At 32.2% G+C, this 17191-nt stretch carries 11 protein-coding genes; 5 read left to right on the top strand and 6 right to left on the bottom strand.

Annotated elements, in window-relative coordinates:
• Together GCQ56_RS11540 and GCQ56_RS11545 are read left to right on the top strand one after the other, a co-directional pair.
• A partial coding sequence (locus GCQ56_RS11540; protein WP_152734629.1) for a gliding motility-associated C-terminal domain-containing protein occupies positions 1-1751 on the top strand: 1751 nt, incomplete at its 5' end.
• Complete coding sequence (locus tag GCQ56_RS11545) at positions 1751-2788, top strand: type IX secretion system membrane protein PorP/SprF (RefSeq protein WP_152734630.1); 1038 nt, start codon at positions 1751-1753, stop codon at positions 2786-2788. The genes GCQ56_RS11540 and GCQ56_RS11545, both read left to right, overlap by 1 nt.
• Here GCQ56_RS11545 and GCQ56_RS11550 read toward each other — a convergent pair.
• Positions 2785-5214, bottom strand: a complete 2430-nt coding sequence (locus GCQ56_RS11550; protein ID WP_152734631.1) for a cache domain-containing protein — start codon at positions 5212-5214, stop codon at positions 2785-2787. The two genes, GCQ56_RS11545 and GCQ56_RS11550, sit on opposite strands and share 4 nt — an antisense overlap.
• 12 nt (positions 5215-5226) lie before the next feature.
• A complete protein-coding gene (locus GCQ56_RS11555; protein ID WP_152734632.1) occupies positions 5227-5787 on the bottom strand; it encodes a hypothetical protein in 561 nt (186 codons plus the stop codon).
• A gap of 257 nt (positions 5788-6044) precedes the next feature.
• Between GCQ56_RS11555 and GCQ56_RS11560 the strand changes: the two genes are divergently transcribed.
• Positions 6045-9059, top strand: a complete 3015-nt coding sequence (locus GCQ56_RS11560; RefSeq protein ID WP_152734633.1) for a histidine kinase — start codon at positions 6045-6047, stop codon at positions 9057-9059.
• Here GCQ56_RS11560 and GCQ56_RS11565 read toward each other — a convergent pair.
• Entirely contained in the window at positions 9053-9868 is an 816-nt protein-coding gene (locus tag GCQ56_RS11565) for an aminotransferase class IV (protein ID WP_152734634.1), read from the bottom strand. The genes GCQ56_RS11560 and GCQ56_RS11565 overlap by 7 nt on opposite strands.
• Before the next feature lie 157 nt (positions 9869-10025).
• Here GCQ56_RS11565 and GCQ56_RS11570 point away from each other — a divergent pair, with 157 nt between their 5' ends.
• The gene (locus GCQ56_RS11570) at positions 10026-10319 is read left to right on the top strand and encodes a hypothetical protein (RefSeq protein ID WP_152734635.1); all 294 of its coding nucleotides are present in this window, start codon (positions 10026-10028) and stop codon (positions 10317-10319) included.
• 43 nt (positions 10320-10362) lie between these two features.
• Here the strand turns inward: GCQ56_RS11570 and GCQ56_RS11575 are convergent, their stop codons facing one another.
• The 3 genes from GCQ56_RS11575 to GCQ56_RS11585 all read right to left on the bottom strand — a co-directional run bounded on the left by GCQ56_RS11575 (position 10363) and on the right by GCQ56_RS11585 (position 14824).
• Positions 10363-10704 (bottom strand): avidin/streptavidin family protein, encoded by a 342-nt coding sequence (locus GCQ56_RS11575; protein WP_152734636.1) that lies wholly within the window; start codon positions 10702-10704, stop codon positions 10363-10365.
• A gap of 79 nt (positions 10705-10783) precedes the next feature.
• Positions 10784-11761, bottom strand: coding sequence for an isoaspartyl peptidase/L-asparaginase family protein (locus GCQ56_RS11580; RefSeq protein WP_152734637.1), 978 nt, complete (start codon positions 11759-11761; stop codon positions 10784-10786).
• 84 nt (positions 11762-11845) lie between these two features.
• A complete protein-coding gene (locus GCQ56_RS11585) occupies positions 11846-14824 on the bottom strand; it encodes a tetratricopeptide repeat protein (RefSeq protein ID WP_152734638.1) in 2979 nt (992 codons plus the stop codon).
• 383 nt (positions 14825-15207) lie between these two features.
• Here GCQ56_RS11585 and argS point away from each other — a divergent pair, with 383 nt between their 5' ends.
• Entirely contained in the window at positions 15208-17001 is a 1794-nt protein-coding gene (gene argS / locus GCQ56_RS11590) for an arginine--tRNA ligase (protein WP_152734639.1), read from the top strand.
• The last annotated feature ends 190 nt before the right edge of the window (positions 17002-17191 follow it).

Raw genomic sequence — 17191 nt, forward strand, 5'->3', positions numbered from 1 at the left:
ACCAGGAAACCTGTGATGGTAATATAATTACTTTGGATGCAGGCAATGCAGGATCGACATATCTATGGAGTACAGGTGAGATTACTCGAACCATAACAGTAAATGCAAGTGGAAACTATTCAGTAGTTGTAACTAATGGAAATGGTTGTTCGAATATAGATACTACTCGGTTTACCAAATTACCGAATTTCGATTTTGAATTAATGTATTCAACGAATTTAGTATGTCATGGAGATTCGACATATATTGAAGGACCAAATCAAGCCGACTACATTTATCAGTGGAAAAAAGATGGAATAAATATTAATGGAGCAACAAACTCTTCGATCACAACGGGTGAATCGGGAAGATATATTCTTGAAATCATTAATAGTGACGGTTGTCATGCATCAGATAGTGTGGATGTTGAGATTATAAACTTACCAAATAATCCATTACCATCAATAGTAGATATGTGTTATGGTGAATCGGTTAAGTTAGATATTGGTGATGGAGAAAGATTTTTATGGAGTGATGGAGTAACAACACAATCCAGAGAAGTTAGTAGTGGTGGAATGTATCACGTTGAAGTTCATGATATCAATGGCTGTATAGGTTATGATTCTGTTGAGGTAATTGTACATGATTTACCAATAGTTGATTTAGGTCCAGATTTATATATCTGTGAAGGTGAAGAATTAATTTTGGAAGCGCCAGAAGGATATTATACTGAATGGAATCCAGGAGGAGCAACCAGATCAATATATGTATATGAAGAAGGTAGTTTTGAGCTGTTCGCAACAGATGAATTTGGTTGTACAGGGAAAGATGATATAAACATTTTTGTACACGAGAATCCTGAAGTTTATTTGGGTCGAGATACAGTGATAGGCGAAGGAAGTACGATTATTTTAGATGCAGGTAGCGGTTACGTTGAATATGAATGGAGTAATCAGGAAGATTCTCAATATTTAAAAGTTCAGAAAGACGGAGAATATGCTGTTACTGTAGTAGATGTTAATGGATGTAGAGGTAACGGAAAAGTTAAAGTTGCTGTGAATCCAGTACCTACAATTGACTTAGGAGATAATGCAGGTATATGTGAAGGTACAGCATTAATGCTTGATGCTGGTAATTGGGAAAAGTATTTGTGGAGTACTGGAGAAGAAACAAGAACTATCATTGTGAACAAATCTGGACAATATACCGTACAAGTTTGGGATGTGTATGGAATTATGGGTGTGGATACAATAAATGTTGAAGTTTATCCTTCACCAGAGGTGGAAATTTATTCAGATACATTGAGTATGTATAAAGGACAAACGATTACTCTAGATGCTGGCTCAGGATATGTTTCTTACTATTGGAATACGGGTTCTGATTGGAGAAGTATTGAAGTAGATGATGAAGGGGAGTATACTGTTGAGGTAACAAATGATTATGGTTGTGTTGCACAGGCAGCTATTGCAGTTAAATTATTACAGCCAAAGATGGTTGTTCCTAATGTGTTCACGCCAAACGGTAAAGGACCAAATGAGATATTTTATCCGGTTTTTAAAGGTGTTGTAACAGATTTCGAAATGTATATTTATACCAGATGGGGAGAGCAGGTTTTTGAGTTGAAAAAAGATATGGTAAGTAATAATGAGCTTAAATATGAAGGTTGGAATGGTACTTATAAAGGTACAGAATCTCCAATTGGAGTTTATGTTTGGATTATTTTTTACGGTGGAAAAGAGCGTGATCACGGAACGGTTACATTGTTTAGATAATGGATAGAAAAGGAATAAAAATATTAGTTGTATTAGTACTGGTGATGAAATCAATGATTTTGTTTGCTCAAGATGTTGAATTCTCTCAGTTCTACGCTAATAAAGTATATTTAAATCCTGCTTTTGCAGGTTCCGATTTCGACGCAAGAATATCTATGAACTATAGAAACCAGTGGCCAGAAATTAGTTCGGCATACGTTACTTATAGTGTTGCCTATGACCAGTATGTAAATGTTTTAAATGGTGGTGTTGGATTGCAAGTAATGCAAGATGAGCAAGGTGATGGAACTATTAGCACCACTACTGTGAGTGGTATGTATGCTTATACGCTTAGGGTTAGTCGAGAATTATCATTAAAAGCTGGTTTTCAGTTGTCTTATATTCAACGTAAATTGAATGATGCCAATTTTACATTTCCCGATCAAACGGATGAATTCTATATTAACGGGTTAATTAGTCCGTTTACAGGAGAGAGTGCAGTAGATCATTTGAATAAGAATTATTTTGATTTTTCATCAGGTATTATCGCATCCTATAAAAATTGGTTTATTGGGTTTGCAGCACATCACTTAACAGAACCGGATGAATCCTATAAGGATGAAAGCGATTATTCTAAACTTCCTAGAAAATACACTCTACATTGCGGTGTAAATGTTCCTGTTTTTAGAAATGGACTACATCAATCGGATTTTTCCATCGCTCCTAATTTTTTGTATCAACAGCAATCAACCAATAAACAGCTCAATTATGGACTTTATATTTCGAAAGGATCGTTGATTTATGGTATGTGGTACAGAGATAATTTAGAACTTGAATATGATGCTATTATTTTACAATTAGGAATAATGAGAGACTGGTGGCAAGTAGCTTACAGTTACGACAAGACAGTTTCAAAATTAATTCATACCAATACGGGAGCGCACGAGATTTCATTTCTAATGAGATTTAAAAATAGCAAAAGAAGTCGATCTAGTTGTATGGAAAAATCTTTACGTAGACGAAGAAAAATAGGAAGAATAAAATGTCCTCATTTTTAAATCATTTCGTTAATTAAACGAAGTAGCTTTTGTTTAATAATTGGTTTTGCGATATAACCATCAAAACCAGAATTCATTATTTGTTCTTTTTCATTTGCTAATGCATATGCAGTTTGTGCAACAATTTTAATTTCTGGTTGATCTTTTTTGATCAATTTTAGAGTGTCATAACCATTTAGTTCAGGCATTTGAAGATCTAGCAGAACTAAATCATATTTGTCTTTTATACAGCATTCAACCGCGCTTTTACCGTTATCAGCAAGAGCCAAGTCAACTCCTGTAGATTGCAGCATTTGTTTAATCAGTGTCAAATTTACATTGTAGTCATCCACAATAAGAATTCGTTTACCTGTAAGATCTTTGTTGTAACCATTTTTATGAACAGGTTCAACAGGTACAGAATTAATCTTATCATCTATTAAATAAGGTATGCTAACAAAAAAGCTACTTCCAATATCTGGAGTAGATTCTACCCACATTTCACCCTTTAAAAGTTCAGCTAATTTTTTAGATATTGAAAGCCCAAGACCAGTTCCTCCATATCTTCTTGCATGAGAATCATCAGCTTGTCTGAATCTGCTGAAAATTATCTTTTGCTTATCAGGAGTGATACCAATACCAGTATCTTTAACGGCAAAAATTAGTTTATTTTCACTTAGCTGATAGGAAACATGAATACTCCCTTTTTCGGTAAATTTTAGAGCATTTTCAACCAGATTGGTTATAATTTGTTTTAATCTAAGCGGATCTGTGTAAATGATAGATTTTTCATCGTCAAGTCCTTTTGAAAAACTTAAATCAATATAATCTTTTCCTTTTTGCGATTTAATCTTTTCAAAAGTATAGAACAGTTCGTCAAACAACTGATTCAGACTGTATAATGTTTGAGATATTTTTAGTTCGCCAGACTCTATTTTTGAAAAATCGATAATGTCATTAATTAAATTAAGAAGTGAATTTCCACTGTTTCTTATGTGTGTAAAAAATTGCTGTCTGGTTTCAAATGGCAAATCTTCTTCCTGAAGTAATTCTGAAAAGCCAATTATCGCATTCATTGGAGTTCGAATTTCGTGCGACATATTTGCAAGGAAAGAAGATTTTAAACGATCTGACTCTTCTGCTTTCTCACGTGCAACTTGCAGTTCTTTTTCCTTCTGTGTCCTTATGTCGATCATCCGATTAATCGTAATGGCTAAATCTTTAAATTCAGAAAAATGCAATTCTTCAACATTTATTTTATATGATTGAGTGGATGCTTTTTTAAAGAAGTTGTTAAATGAAACAAAGTTTTTGTTCATTTTAACAGATATGGTCTTCGAAGTTATGTATAGAATTATAATAGCAATTATAATAAGACCAACAATTTGAAACCCATAACGTCTAACTTTACGCGTAAGTGAGGCTTTTGCAATAGCTAGATTTTCATCTATTTCACTCGTGTAAATTCCAGCACCAATAATCCAATTCCAATCTTTAACAGATGTTATGTATGATATTTTATTGCTGTTATCTTTTTTAGGATCTTTATATTCAATAAAACCTGATTCTTCAGCTTCAGCCGCCTCCAGCATTTTTTCAATATTTTTTTTTCGTTGGGAACTTTTATATTCTTTATAGTTTCTACCAATACTTGTTGAATCTGGGTGTAGTAAACAGGTCCCATCGGTTTTATAGACGTAAAAGTAATTCCCTTCTCCTAAACTTATTTGGTTAATTCTGACTAATGCTTCATTTTGTATTTCATCCTGTAAATCATCTAAGTAGGCAAAACTACCAAAATACCAATTGTAAGGAACAAACTTCTTAATATATGATACTTTGGTGTAAGCGTTGTATTTATTTTTTACAAAGTGTTTATTTTCATACTTAGTGAATGCATGATCTTTATACTTCATTAAATTAACTTCATTTTTTACAATGTAGTTTTTATTTACATCCTGAAAGTTAATTAAACTTGCACCTTCATTTTCTTTCGAAAATGGATATAATACACCTTTGCCACCTAGTGTGTTTATGAATACATAACCGCGTCCTTCGGTAAAACGTACAGGGGTTATTGCTTCTTTAATTCTTCTTTTAATTTCTTTATCAGAGGCTTTCCCTTTATTTTGTTTGTAAATATGCATTGCAACAGCATGCGATTGATCTACAAAATTTTTCAACCTGTTTTTTAACCTTGATTCAGCTTGAGTGTTTTGATATTTTATGAAGTTGATACATTCCTCAGATTTTTGAACCAAAATATCTTTTTGTTGTTCAATAAAATCACTTCGAAGATTTTGAGATTCCTGACTGAAATCAGAGATTTTACTGTACATCCATATCGCTCCAAAGCCTACCAGGAAAGCAATGGTTAGAACCAAAAAGAGTAAGAAATAGGCTCTGCTGATACTTATTATGTTTTTTTTAGATTGGTTAGGGGTCATACTTAAATTAAATCAAATATTAAATTGATTTAGGATTTGATTAAAAATAGGATTAAAAATTTGAATTCCTCGTTCTATTTCCTTCTTTATACTACCGTCTATTTGCTCTCCGTCAAAATCTTCGTTATTTAGGTAATGTTTAAGAACACCAGCATTGTACTTTTTTAGGTTATCATTTAGAATAAAATGCGGAATTGTATGATATTCTGCTTTTAAAGAAAATTGTTTTTCATGGATTATATCTTCTTTTAAAAGAAAATTATAGATATCTAAAAAGTGTACTGATGAATTGGCAAGAAACACTCTTAGTTCAAACTTAGATGTTAAAGGGATCTCATAATAAAAATTGAAGTCTTTACTCTTGTTTTGAGAGTGTTCTATAATAATTCTGTTATTTGCTAAATTCACATGGTCAAATTCAAAAAACCATTCTAACCCAGAAATTTCTTTCAATTCTTTTTTCAAAGCATAGAACATTTTCAACCTTGGCAGTGCAGTAAAGTTAAAACTCTGGTTGCTTGAAAATAGTTGATTGACCTTTTCTAAGTTATTTTTATCAAATGTAAACTTCATACTCCTAAATCATAATATTAAATTACTATGCAAAAATATCTAAAGGATTTATAATTGCTAGTCTTCCGCTTATTTTTGTTGAACAATCTTACTATACGAGATGGAAAACAAATAGTTTACAGTTTTTATATTATAGTTGGATATTTAGAAAGATTTCTTGGGAATTTTACCTGTTGAGTTACGAGTTTGAACGGAAGTGATTTAATTTGACACATTTGACACGCATAACATAAGGATTTAATAATTATTTTTGTTGTATGAATCTCTCATTTAAGCAATTTGTATTAATAATTTGGTTTTCAGTTTTGAGTATCGCTTGCTATGCCGGTTTAAGTTCCAAAAATGAATTTAGCATGCGCGATGGCTTGCCTGGAAATAATATTAAAGATATTTATGAAGATTCCAGAGGAATTGTTTGGTTGGCTACAGATGCTGGTGTTTGTGAATTTACTGGTGCAAAAGTTAAATTTAGATCCGAATTATCTATTTTAAATGGAGAGCAAGTAAATTGTATTCAAGAAAAGAAAAATGGCAATCTACTGTTTGCAGTCACAGGAGTTGGCTTGTGTGAGTTTGATGGTGAAAAAGTAAAGACTGTGAATGATCAATTGAACGATGATTTTCTAGATATACATCATTTTGTATTGAGAGATACCAGTTTATGCATAGGTACCTCTAATGGATTCTATTTTACGACTTACATAAAGGATTTCAGGAGTTTAAAAGATTCTCGAAAATTAAATAATACTAATGTTTTAAAACTTTCTGCAAACAAAAATTTATTAGCAATACATTCGAAAGAAAATGATTCTTACCAGATTTTTGATTTCAATAAAAATAAATTAACAGGTACTAACTTTGATCGCTCCCCTGAAATAATTGTTCGAGCCGATTTAAAATCATTGGAAACAAGTGATTTATTGGTTGAACTGATTTTTGATAAAATCAAACAGAGGTGTGAAATACTACAACGAATAAAAACGGATAATAAAACTTATTTTCTACTTCGCTTTTTTGATAAGGGTAAGGAGTATAGAAAACTTATTCTACTCGAAAAGGGGATTGTTTCTGATTTATCTGATCAATACAATTTGAATAATACCTTTATTCAATGTCTATACCAAAGAGAAAATAGTAAAGAATTGTGGCTGGGTACCAAAGGTAAAGGTCTAATTTGTATTAAAAATTCAAGGTTCTCATACATCGACGCTCATAATCTAGAGATTAAGCCGAATACCATTTCTGATATTGCAATATTACCGGAAGGTGATATTATTGTTGCTTCGGAGCAATATTTGAAAAAAATAAAAAACGGAAAAGTGGAGCAGGTTGCTTCCAAAATCGATTTCTGTAAATTATCCGGAAAGGAGAATTGCAAGTTAGATCTTCAAATTTATGATTTAGAGTCGGATAGAAACGGTTTGATTTGGATTGCTAGTAATTATGGCTTTTATACATACGATTTTATTTTGGGAAAATTAAAATATAAAGGAATTGCGACTGCTAATGATTTTATAATATTAAGTGATGGGAGGTTGTTCTGCGCATTGGATAAAAAAATAGCCATATTTAATGGCAAAGGTGAAAAAGCGAATGATTATTTATTGAACAGCTTGTTGGCAAAAGAGCTTGAGATTAGCAAAATTGTTGAGAGTAATGGTGAAGTATGGATATCAACGCGAAGTAAAGGGATTTTAAGATTTGATTCAAATGGTAAGTTTTACAACTACAATCGTGGAAACTCTGGAATTCATAATGTAGTTAATGATCTTTTGATATTGCCTGATTCATCAATTATTGTAGGCGGAAATAATGGTATTATTTATAAACTTGAGTGTAATAAAAACGAATTGATAATTAAGGATTCCATTACCAAAGAGGATGGTTTGATAGGTACGTCAGTTCATGGTTTTCAATTTTTAAATGATGGATCTCTTTGGTGTGGGACAAATTTAGGAGTTCACCGTTTTAAATACTCTTCATGGTCCCAAAATTCAAGGATCGAGAATCGTTTTTGGAATTTAAAAGATGCCAATTTTAAGAACAGTGGAAAGGAATCGTTAGTTGACTTGGATGGGAATATTTGGGTAAACACAACGGACGAATTGGTTAAGATAGAAACAGATTGTTCTGTTAAGGAAGATGGAAATTGTGAGATGGCATTAATGAACTTGCAGGTTCATAACAAGGATTGGCATACCGATTTTAGCAATAGAGATAAATGGCGAAAAAGTTTGAAAGATCCAATTGTCCTATCTTATAAGCAGGATAATTTAACTTTTGAACTCGGATATTTTTATTGTGAAAACCCGAACAATACTTTATTTCGATATCGATTAATAGGTTTTAATCAAGACTGGACCGAGTGGAAAAATTCTACAGAAGCTGTATACACAAATTTACAAGGTGGAGAGTATAGATTTGAATTTGAAGGAAAATGTTTAAGTACGGGAAATATTGCAAATTATAACATTAATATTGTAATAGAAAAAGCTTGGTGGAGAACAATTTGGTTTATTGCCGTTGTGGTGTTATCGTTCTTTAGCTTAATGTTTTTTATTCTTAAGTTTTATAAAAAGAGAATTAGGAAAGAAGAAAAGAATAGGACAAAACAATTTAATCGTGTAATTGGATTAAAAATTAAAGCTTTACAGTATCAATTGGATCCTCATTTTATATTTAATTCTTTGAATTCGATTCAAAGCTATATTTTGGATAATGAAGAAGATTTGGCATTGGAATATTTATCCGACTTTTCGATGGTCTTAAGGAAGAATATCAAAAATGCCAATGAGAATTTCATTCAATTATCAGATGAATTATCCTATTTGAAATTATACCTTAAGTTAGAGCAGATGCGCTTTTCTGATAAGTTTACTTTTCAAATCGAAATTGATCCTACTATAAATCCTCTTAAAGTGAAATTGCCGCCAATGATTATTCAACCATTTTTGGAAAATATCATTAGAACTGGATTAAGAGGAGTTGACTGTGAAGGGAAATTAAGTTTGAATTTTAGACAGGAAGAAGATGGTTATGTAAGGTGTGTAATTACTGATAATGGTAATAATGATAGAACATTAACTAATAATAGGAGAGAAGAAAGTGTAAGAATTGGCAATGATTCTCTTCAAATTACACAGGATAGAATGAAATTATTGAATAAAGTAATTTCAAATGGCAGAACTTATCATTATTCAATCAAAAAAACTGTTGACTCCAAAAACAATAATAAAACAATTACCGAGATTGGTTTCCCAAAGAATTATTGATTCAAATTGGCTTGTACCAATTGTTGATATTCCAATAAAATTTGTTTTAACACAGGATGATTGCAGGAGAAACTTAAAGAATTGATTCTATTTATCGGAAGTATCATTGGAGATGTTCCGCTTAAAAAGCAAGCATCATATGTTGGTAAATCATCATAGGAAATCGAAGTTTTAACAATAGGGATTCCTAATTTTTGGGCTATTTGTATCACTTTTCCTCTCACAATGCCATGTAAAACTTCATTGTCGGGAGCTGTGTAAATTGTATTTTTTTTAATGAAAAATAAATTAGATTTACTTCCTTCAGTTACGTATCCTAACGAGTTTAGTAATATGACCTCGAAAATATTAGCCTCTTTAATTATATTATTTGTTTTAGACCTTAGTTTATGATTATATATTTTTGCAGTTGGAGTTGGTCTTTCCGCTTGATGAATAAAAGTTCTAACCCCATTTTCGTATTGAGATTTTGTGGGATATGAATGCTTTACAAAGTAAGCGTAAAAATTTCGTGATTCTTTTTTGATGTTGAAAATCAACTTGATATTACCTTCAGTAATGTCGTTTTTGGTAATAAGTGATTGTATGGCACTTTTTATTTGCTCAAAACTATACCAAATTTCAGTCTCGATTTTTTTAGCAGAATTGCATAAACGAGAGTAATGTTCAGTCAGAAAAATTGCTTTGCCTGATACCACTCTTACAACTTCATATAACGAAAGTCCACTTTGGAGGTAACTGTCCTTAAAAAGTTCAGTTGATTTTAATTTTTCGTTGTGTAAAAAAAGATATCGATAACATTCACTCATATCGCAGTCGCCTCAATTCAGGTTGGTATTATTGCAAATTAAGTGCTTTTATGCTCCTTTTGCAAGATTGAGGAGAGGAAATAATAATATGCCGTAAATCTTATTTTTCGTATCATTATTTGTATTTTAGCTTTTATCAACAATTAAAATACAATTTATGGCAAGTAAAAGAGAGTTTAAAAAAGATGTTAACTTCCTTACCAACGAGATACTTATGAGAGGAATGATTCATTTGGAATTTTTTGGTAAGAAAAATTCTGAATCAGTTTTTGAGATTATGAATGAAGCTGTTATTTCTAGAAATAATTATATATCGCGTATCAATCAAAATGTAAATCCTAAAAATACTAAGGAAGTAAAAGCTCATTTTAAATTGATTTACGATGATTTGTTAAATTCAACTCACGATCTGTTAGGTAAAATTGACCAACTGGATATTCCGGTAAAATAATACAACAAAAAAGGAGCATGATTTCATGCTCCTTTTTATTGAATTAAGGCTTTCTAAAAGTTCCAACCCCAGTTAGGATTGCTTTTGCCATTTGTTCTTCCTCGCCACCTTCGCTTTGTGATAAATGCCACATGGTGTGAATTACAGGACCAATTTCGTCAATTTCAAATCTACCTGTCCAGCAAGCTATAGAACCATATTTTCCAAAATCAACCATAAATGCAATTACATTGTTGTTGATTTTTCCGGAGATCTCAAACTTTTCATCAAACATAGGCTGACCTATTGCTGTTTGAAAAGTACCACTAACCCTATTATCTACAACTGCTAAATCCATTTCAGAGTTGTATTGGTTTTTCCATTTTCCGTTTAAATTGATATTCATATCAAGTAGGTTTTAAGGTGATTTTTGAATTGTAAGTTTAAATTAATCCGAAAAAATGGTTCATCAAAATATTTTATTTCTATTGATAGATAAATTTTCCTTTTTCTCCATTTGAATTTACAAATCCTCGGTACATTCCGGATGTATTCATTTTCATGGAAATATTACCCAACCGATCAACAGCCACAAAACCACCAGTACCGCCAATTTTATTTAATTTGTTAATAACAATATCTGTTGCGTCATCTAAATTTATTTTCTGATATTCCATTAAAGAGGAAATATCTTTAGCCACACCAAGTCTTATGAAATACTCCCCATGTCCTGTACAGGATACCGCACATGTTGAATTATTGGCATAAGTTCCAGCACCAATAATAGGAGAATCACCAATTCTTCCAAAACGCTTGTTTGTCATTCCTCCGGTTGATGTTCCAGCGGTTAAATTGCCATTTTTATCGAGAGCAACACATCCAACAGTGCCATGTCTGTCACCCTTTTTCATCTTTTGTTCTTTTTTAAGAATTTTCTGCAGATAGTTCCAACGTTTTTCTGTAAAAAAATATAAGCTATCAACCATTTCAAGATTTTGAAGAGCGGCAAACTGGGAGGCTCCGGCGCCACTAAGCATAACATGTTCCGATTCTTCCATAACTTTTCTTGCTGCGCTTATGGGATTTTTAATATCACCAACTCCAGCTACTGCACCAGCATTTAAATCTTTTCCCCACATAATTGATGCATCGAGAGCATTGTTTCCAGCGTTTGTAAATACAGCTCCCTTTCCTGCATTAAACAAGGGTGAATCTTCCAGAATATGAATGGTTTGTTCTACGGCATCAAGAGAGCTGCCTCCATTTTTAAGGATTGAATCTCCTACGGTTAGTGCTCTGTCAAGAAGTTTTAAATACTCTTTTTCTTTTTCGGGAGATATGTTCTTCTTTAAAATAGTTCCTGCACCACCATGTATAGCAAGAGCATATTCTAACTTTTCCTTTTTGCAGGAACTTGATACAATAAACAGACTGATTAGTAATAAAAGGAGAGTAGGCTTCATGTGTTTGAGTTTTGTTGTAAAAAGAAAGGTGCTAATTCATTAACTGAATAGCACCATAAATGTATAATAAATTGTAAATAAATATTAACTCATATTTTTATAAATGATTGCCAAAAGTTCTTCTTCAGTATATGGTTTGGCTATAAATGCATCGCAGCCAGCTTCGGTCATTTTTGAACTTTCATCCTTGAAAACATATGCTGATTGAGCCACAATGGGAACAGTTGGATTTTGTTTTTTAATTTCTCGTGTAGCTTGATAACCATTGATTCTAGGCATTTGGATATCCATTAAAACCAAATCGTAATGATCATCTTGAAATTTTTCAACAGTTTCAATACCATCTTGCGACCAGGTAACATTTGCATTTACCTTTTTTAAGACCTCATTTATGTATAGAAAATTTGATTCTACATCTTCAGCAACCAGTATGTTTTTACCAGAGAAATCGTGATATTCACTTGATTTGTAATCTGATTTTACTTGCAATATAGTTTGATCGTCAATTATAAAATCAATAAAGAACTTACTTCCTTTTTGTGGTTCGGAAACAAACCAGATTTTCCCATCTAGAAGTTCGGTTAAACTTTTAGAAATTGTTAATCCCAGACCTGTTCCTCCATGTTCTACTTTATTGTTACTGGCTTGCCTAAAACGCTCATAAATATGAGTTTGTTCATTGTGAGGAATTCCTATGCCTGTGTCTTTTACAAAGAAGCGAAGTTTATCGTTAATTGTTTCAATTCCAAAATCAATTTGTCCAGATTCAGTAAATTTCAGTGAATTTCGCATTAGGTTATTAAGTATTTGTTTCAAACGAATTTGATCCGAATGCATAGAAATATCCTTAATGTTCTTAGGAATATGTAAATTGATTTTTAAATTCTTTTTTCCAGCTTTTTCTTTCTGTTCTTCAAAGATAGATTGCAACTCTTCCATTATTGGGAAAACAAAGAAATTCGATTTTTTAATTTTTATTTGCTTCGATTCTATCATTGAGATATCAATAATATCATTAACTAAAGTCAGTAATAAATGACCGTTATCGTTAATAATATTAGTATAATATTCGTGTTTTGCTTTTGAGTTTGTTAGAGACATTAATTTTGAAAAGCCAATAATTGCATTCATAGGTGTTCTGATTTCATGTGACATATTTGCCAGGAATGAAGTTTTTAACCTATCTGCTTGTTCTGCCTTTTCTTTTGCTTTTAGTAATTCTAATGTTCTTATTTTGACAAGACTCTCCAAATTTCTTTGATGATCCTCCAAAAGAGATTCAGCTTTTCGTCTTTCCTCAACCTCTAGATTAAGTTTTCCATTGGCTTTTTTTACTGCATGTAAAAACCTGTAAATAATTCCCGAGAATACAATTATCAACCCAACAATTAGAATTAAAAATGTATTGTTAAGTTGTTCCTTTTTTAATTTTTCTTCTTTAAGAAACTGTTCTTTCGCATGTAATCGAACCAGATTTTCTCTTTTGTCTCTTTCATTTTGCATTTGGATCCAGCCAATTCTGTTTTCAGCTTGTGCATTATACAGTTGGTTGTAGAGTTCAACATATTTTTTGTAACAATTTAATGATTTTTGATGATCTCCTATATCTGCATAAATATCAGATAAGTTTCGGAAATTTTCAGCCATTAAAGTTTTTCTATTGATCTTTGTTGCTAAATCTAAACTGTTCTGCAAATAGTGTATGGCTTGTGAGGTTTCATTTTTGGCTAAATGTAAAGAAGCAAGGTTGTTGTAAGCAGATCCAATTCCGCCTAAATTTCCTATTTGCCGATTGATACTAACCGATTTTGTGAATAATTCTTCAGCATTAGATAAATTTTCTTGTTTTACGAAAATCAATCCCATATTGGTATAGCATGAAGCTATTCCTTTTAAATTGCCAATTGATTTCTGAATTTTCAATGAATGTTCATATTCATTTAGTGCGAGCACATATTTTTTTTCTTGTAAAAATGTATTGCCAACTTTTCGAGTAACATCTGCAATTCCTTTTACAAAACCTATTTCATCATAAATTTCTTTGGCTTTAGAATAGTTTTCTCGAGCTAATGGATAATCTTTCATCGAATACAATATTAAACCCAAATTCTCATAGCATTGGGCAATATTTTTTTTCGATTCGATTTCTTCAAATAGTTTCAGTGCTTTGTGCAGATATTCAATTGCTTTGTCGTTTTGAGCCATAGATTGGAAGACTTCTCCCATTCCTCTGTATGAACGAGCAATACCATTTTTTGATCCTAACTCCTTGCTTATTAAGAGGGATTTGTTGTACAGTTCAATTGCTGAATTTCGATTGCCTAAGTTATTCTTAACACTCGCCAATTGGTTCAAACTGTACGCAATATTTTTTTTCAGATTATTACTTTCACCAATTACTAAAGCTTCTTCAAAATACTTAATCGCAGATTTGTTATCATTGATTTCTGCATAGGTGCTTCCTAAAGCATTAAGAGAATAGCAAATTCCAATAGTATTGTTGTGTTTTTTGTTTAATTGTAAAGATTTAAAGTAAAGAGAAAGGGCTTCGGAATAATGACATGTTTGATACTGAATGTTTCCCAAAGCATTGTAACTATATGCATAACTCAAACTATCGCTTACTGCTTTTTTGTATTCCAAACCTTTTTTATAAAAGCCATTTGCTATTGCATAATTACATCGTAGATAATTTAATTCTCCAAAATAGCCATATAGATGACTCATGCGAGTTGTGTCTTGTACACTTTCCCAATAGGAGAATGAAGTTTCGAAGCATTCCTGTGCTTTTTGCATTTCTCCAGTGAACAAATAAATGCGACCCATTAGTTCACTCGAAGCAGCATGTTTATCCATCTGTTCAAATTCAAGAGCTTTTTCGCTAACAAGATTTGCGGTTTCTAAAGCTTTAGAATCATTTTGGTAATAATATGATTCGGCTAAAAGAAATAGGCGACTTAAATCAGCAGGGTTAACTTTTCGAGGTAGTGATTCTATTCCAGGACTGGCAAAGACAGTTGTTGGAATAAAAGCAATCAAAAGAATTAAAATAAAGTTCTTCATTCTAAAAGGGGCATGTTGAATGTTCAGATACTTTCGCAATGTTATAAAAAAAGTGCTTGTTATAAAGCACAGAGTACAATTGAAATCAATCAATTTTAAATAAGTACAACGATCTTTTTAGGGCAATATTGTTTTGTTCAAATATAAATAATGTTAATCATTATTATCTTAATTATTGTCTTGTTTTTGAGAGACTGAGTAAAGCGACGTGTGAATGACTTTTTTTAATTTATGGATAGCAATTCATTTTATTCCTATTATCTTTGCGAATTCAGATTGAGGGACTTATTCTAATTTAGAATCTTATCATTTGATTTAGCAAAGATTAGAATAATTAATTACCTAACAGTAAAGAATTAAAATTCGAAATACAGAATTTCCAAATGAGCATTGAAAGTTTAATAAAAAGCAAAGTTATTGAAGCCGTAAAAAATTGTTACGGTCAGGATATTGAGGAGAAAACGGTACAAATTCAGAAAACAAGACGTGAATTTGAAGGAGATTTAACAGTTGTTGTTTTTCCTTTCTTGCGCTTTTCTAAAAAGTCACCGGAGCAAACAGCAAATGATCTTGGTGAGTTTTTGACTCAAAATATCGAATCTGTTTCAGCATTTAATGTTGTGAAGGGATTCCTTAATTTGGTTATTGATAACTCATATTGGATTTCAGTTTTAAATTCAGCCCTTAAAACAGAGAACTATGGATTTACTCCTTTAGCGGAAGGTGCTAAGAAGGTGATGATTGAGTATTCTTCACCGAATACCAATAAACCACTTCACCTGGGACACATCCGTAACAACCTGTTAGGTTATTCGGTTGCACAGATCCTAAAAGCTAATGGTTACGAAGTAATCAAGGTGAACTTGGTAAACGACCGTGGTATTCATATCTGTAAATCGATGTTGGCATGGCTGAGATTTGGTGAAGGTGAAACTCCTGAATCAACAGACATGAAAGGGGATCACTTGGTTGGAAAATACTATGTGAAATTCGATCAGGAATACAAAAAGGAAATTGAAACTTTGGTTGCTGACGGAATGGAAGTAGATGAAGCTAAAAAGCAAGCTCCTTTATTGTTGCAAGCCCAGGAAATGTTACGCAAATGGGAGGCCGGAGATGAAGAAACTGTTGCTTTGTGGCGTAAGATGAACGATTGGGTTTTAGCAGGATTCCAAATCACTTACAAAAAAATGGGTGTTGATTTCGATAAAGTTTATTTCGAATCGAATACATATAAGCAAGGTAAAGCAATTGTAGAAAAAGGATTAGCAGATGGAGTATTGTATCAGAAAGATACAGGTTCTGTTTGGGCGAATTTGGAGGCAGACGGTTTAGATCATAAATTATTACTTCGTGATGATGGAACTTCGGTTTACATGACTCAGGATATTGGAACAGCTTACGAGCGTTTCGATGAATTCAATATCGATGAGCACATTTATGTTGTAGGTAATGAGCAAAACTACCATTTTCAGGTGTTGTCTTTAATTATGGGCAAACTTGGTTATGAATGGCATGATAAAATTCAGCATCTATCTTACGGTATGGTTGAATTGCCAGAAGGGAAAATGAAATCACGCGAAGGAACTGTTGTTGATGCCGATGATTTGATGAATGAAATGGTAAATACTGCCAGAGATACATCAAAAGAATTGGGTAAACTGCAAGGATACTCGGAGGAAGAAGCTGAGGATGTATATAATAAAGTAGCTATGGGTGCTTTAAAATATTTTATCCTTAAAGTTGATCCTAAGAAAAACATGATGTTTAATCCGAAAGACTCTATTGATTTTAACGGTAATACAGGACCATTCATCCAATATACTTACGCACGAATTCAATCGGTGTTGAAGAAAGCTGTTGATGCAGGAGTGGAAGTGCCGGAAGCTGCGATGACAAATCTAGATATTGCTGAAAAGGAATCAATCTTGATTCAGATGGTTGCAAGTTATCCAACAGTAATTAAGGAAGCTGGAAACGAGACTAGTCCTGCTCAAATTGCAAATTACATTTACGACTTGGTGAAGGAATACAATCAGTTTTATCACGATTTCCCAATTGCTAAAGAAGAAAATGCAGATGTTAAAGCATTCCGTATGGTTCTTTCGAAACAAATTGGAGAAATTATTAAATCGGGTATGGATCTTATGGGAATTGGCGTACCGGAAAGAATGTAAAAATAAAGCTTGAGCTAAAAGCTGATAGCAATAAAGAATATAGAAAAGGCGAAGTTCAGAAATGGACTTCGCTTTTTTTATAGCAATTAATTTGTTGAATGAATCAATTCAGAACCTTCAAAAGGATTGTAAAGAAAGTACTTTTGGCTTTTCTAAAATCAATAGCTAATAGTCAAAGACTAAAAGCTTA

The organism is Marinifilum sp. N1E240 (assembly GCF_009295825.1).
Classification (GTDB): domain Bacteria; phylum Bacteroidota; class Bacteroidia; order Bacteroidales; family Marinifilaceae; genus Marinifilum_A; species Marinifilum_A sediminis.

Excerpts from the sequence above, each read along its gene's own strand:
- GCQ56_RS11550 (WP_152734631.1), bottom strand. The coding sequence starts at position 5,214 with ATGACCCCTAACCAATCTAAAAAAAACATAATAAGTATCAGCAGAGCC.
- GCQ56_RS11570 (WP_152734635.1), top strand. The coding sequence starts at position 10,026 with ATGGCAAGTAAAAGAGAGTTTAAAAAAGATGTTAACTTCCTTACCAAC.
- GCQ56_RS11545 (WP_152734630.1), top strand. The coding sequence starts at position 1,751 with ATGGATAGAAAAGGAATAAAAATATTAGTTGTATTAGTACTGGTGATG.
- GCQ56_RS11580 (WP_152734637.1), bottom strand. The coding sequence starts at position 11,761 with ATGAAGCCTACTCTCCTTTTATTACTAATCAGTCTGTTTATTGTATCA.
- GCQ56_RS11560 (WP_152734633.1), top strand. The coding sequence starts at position 6,045 with ATGAATCTCTCATTTAAGCAATTTGTATTAATAATTTGGTTTTCAGTT.
- argS (WP_152734639.1), top strand. The coding sequence starts at position 15,208 with ATGAGCATTGAAAGTTTAATAAAAAGCAAAGTTATTGAAGCCGTAAAA.
- GCQ56_RS11565 (WP_152734634.1), bottom strand. The coding sequence starts at position 9,868 with ATGAGTGAATGTTATCGATATCTTTTTTTACACAACGAAAAATTAAAA.
- GCQ56_RS11555 (WP_152734632.1), bottom strand. The coding sequence starts at position 5,787 with ATGAAGTTTACATTTGATAAAAATAACTTAGAAAAGGTCAATCAACTA.
- GCQ56_RS11585 (WP_152734638.1), bottom strand. The coding sequence starts at position 14,824 with ATGAAGAACTTTATTTTAATTCTTTTGATTGCTTTTATTCCAACAACT.
- GCQ56_RS11575 (WP_152734636.1), bottom strand. The coding sequence starts at position 10,704 with ATGAATATCAATTTAAACGGAAAATGGAAAAACCAATACAACTCTGAA.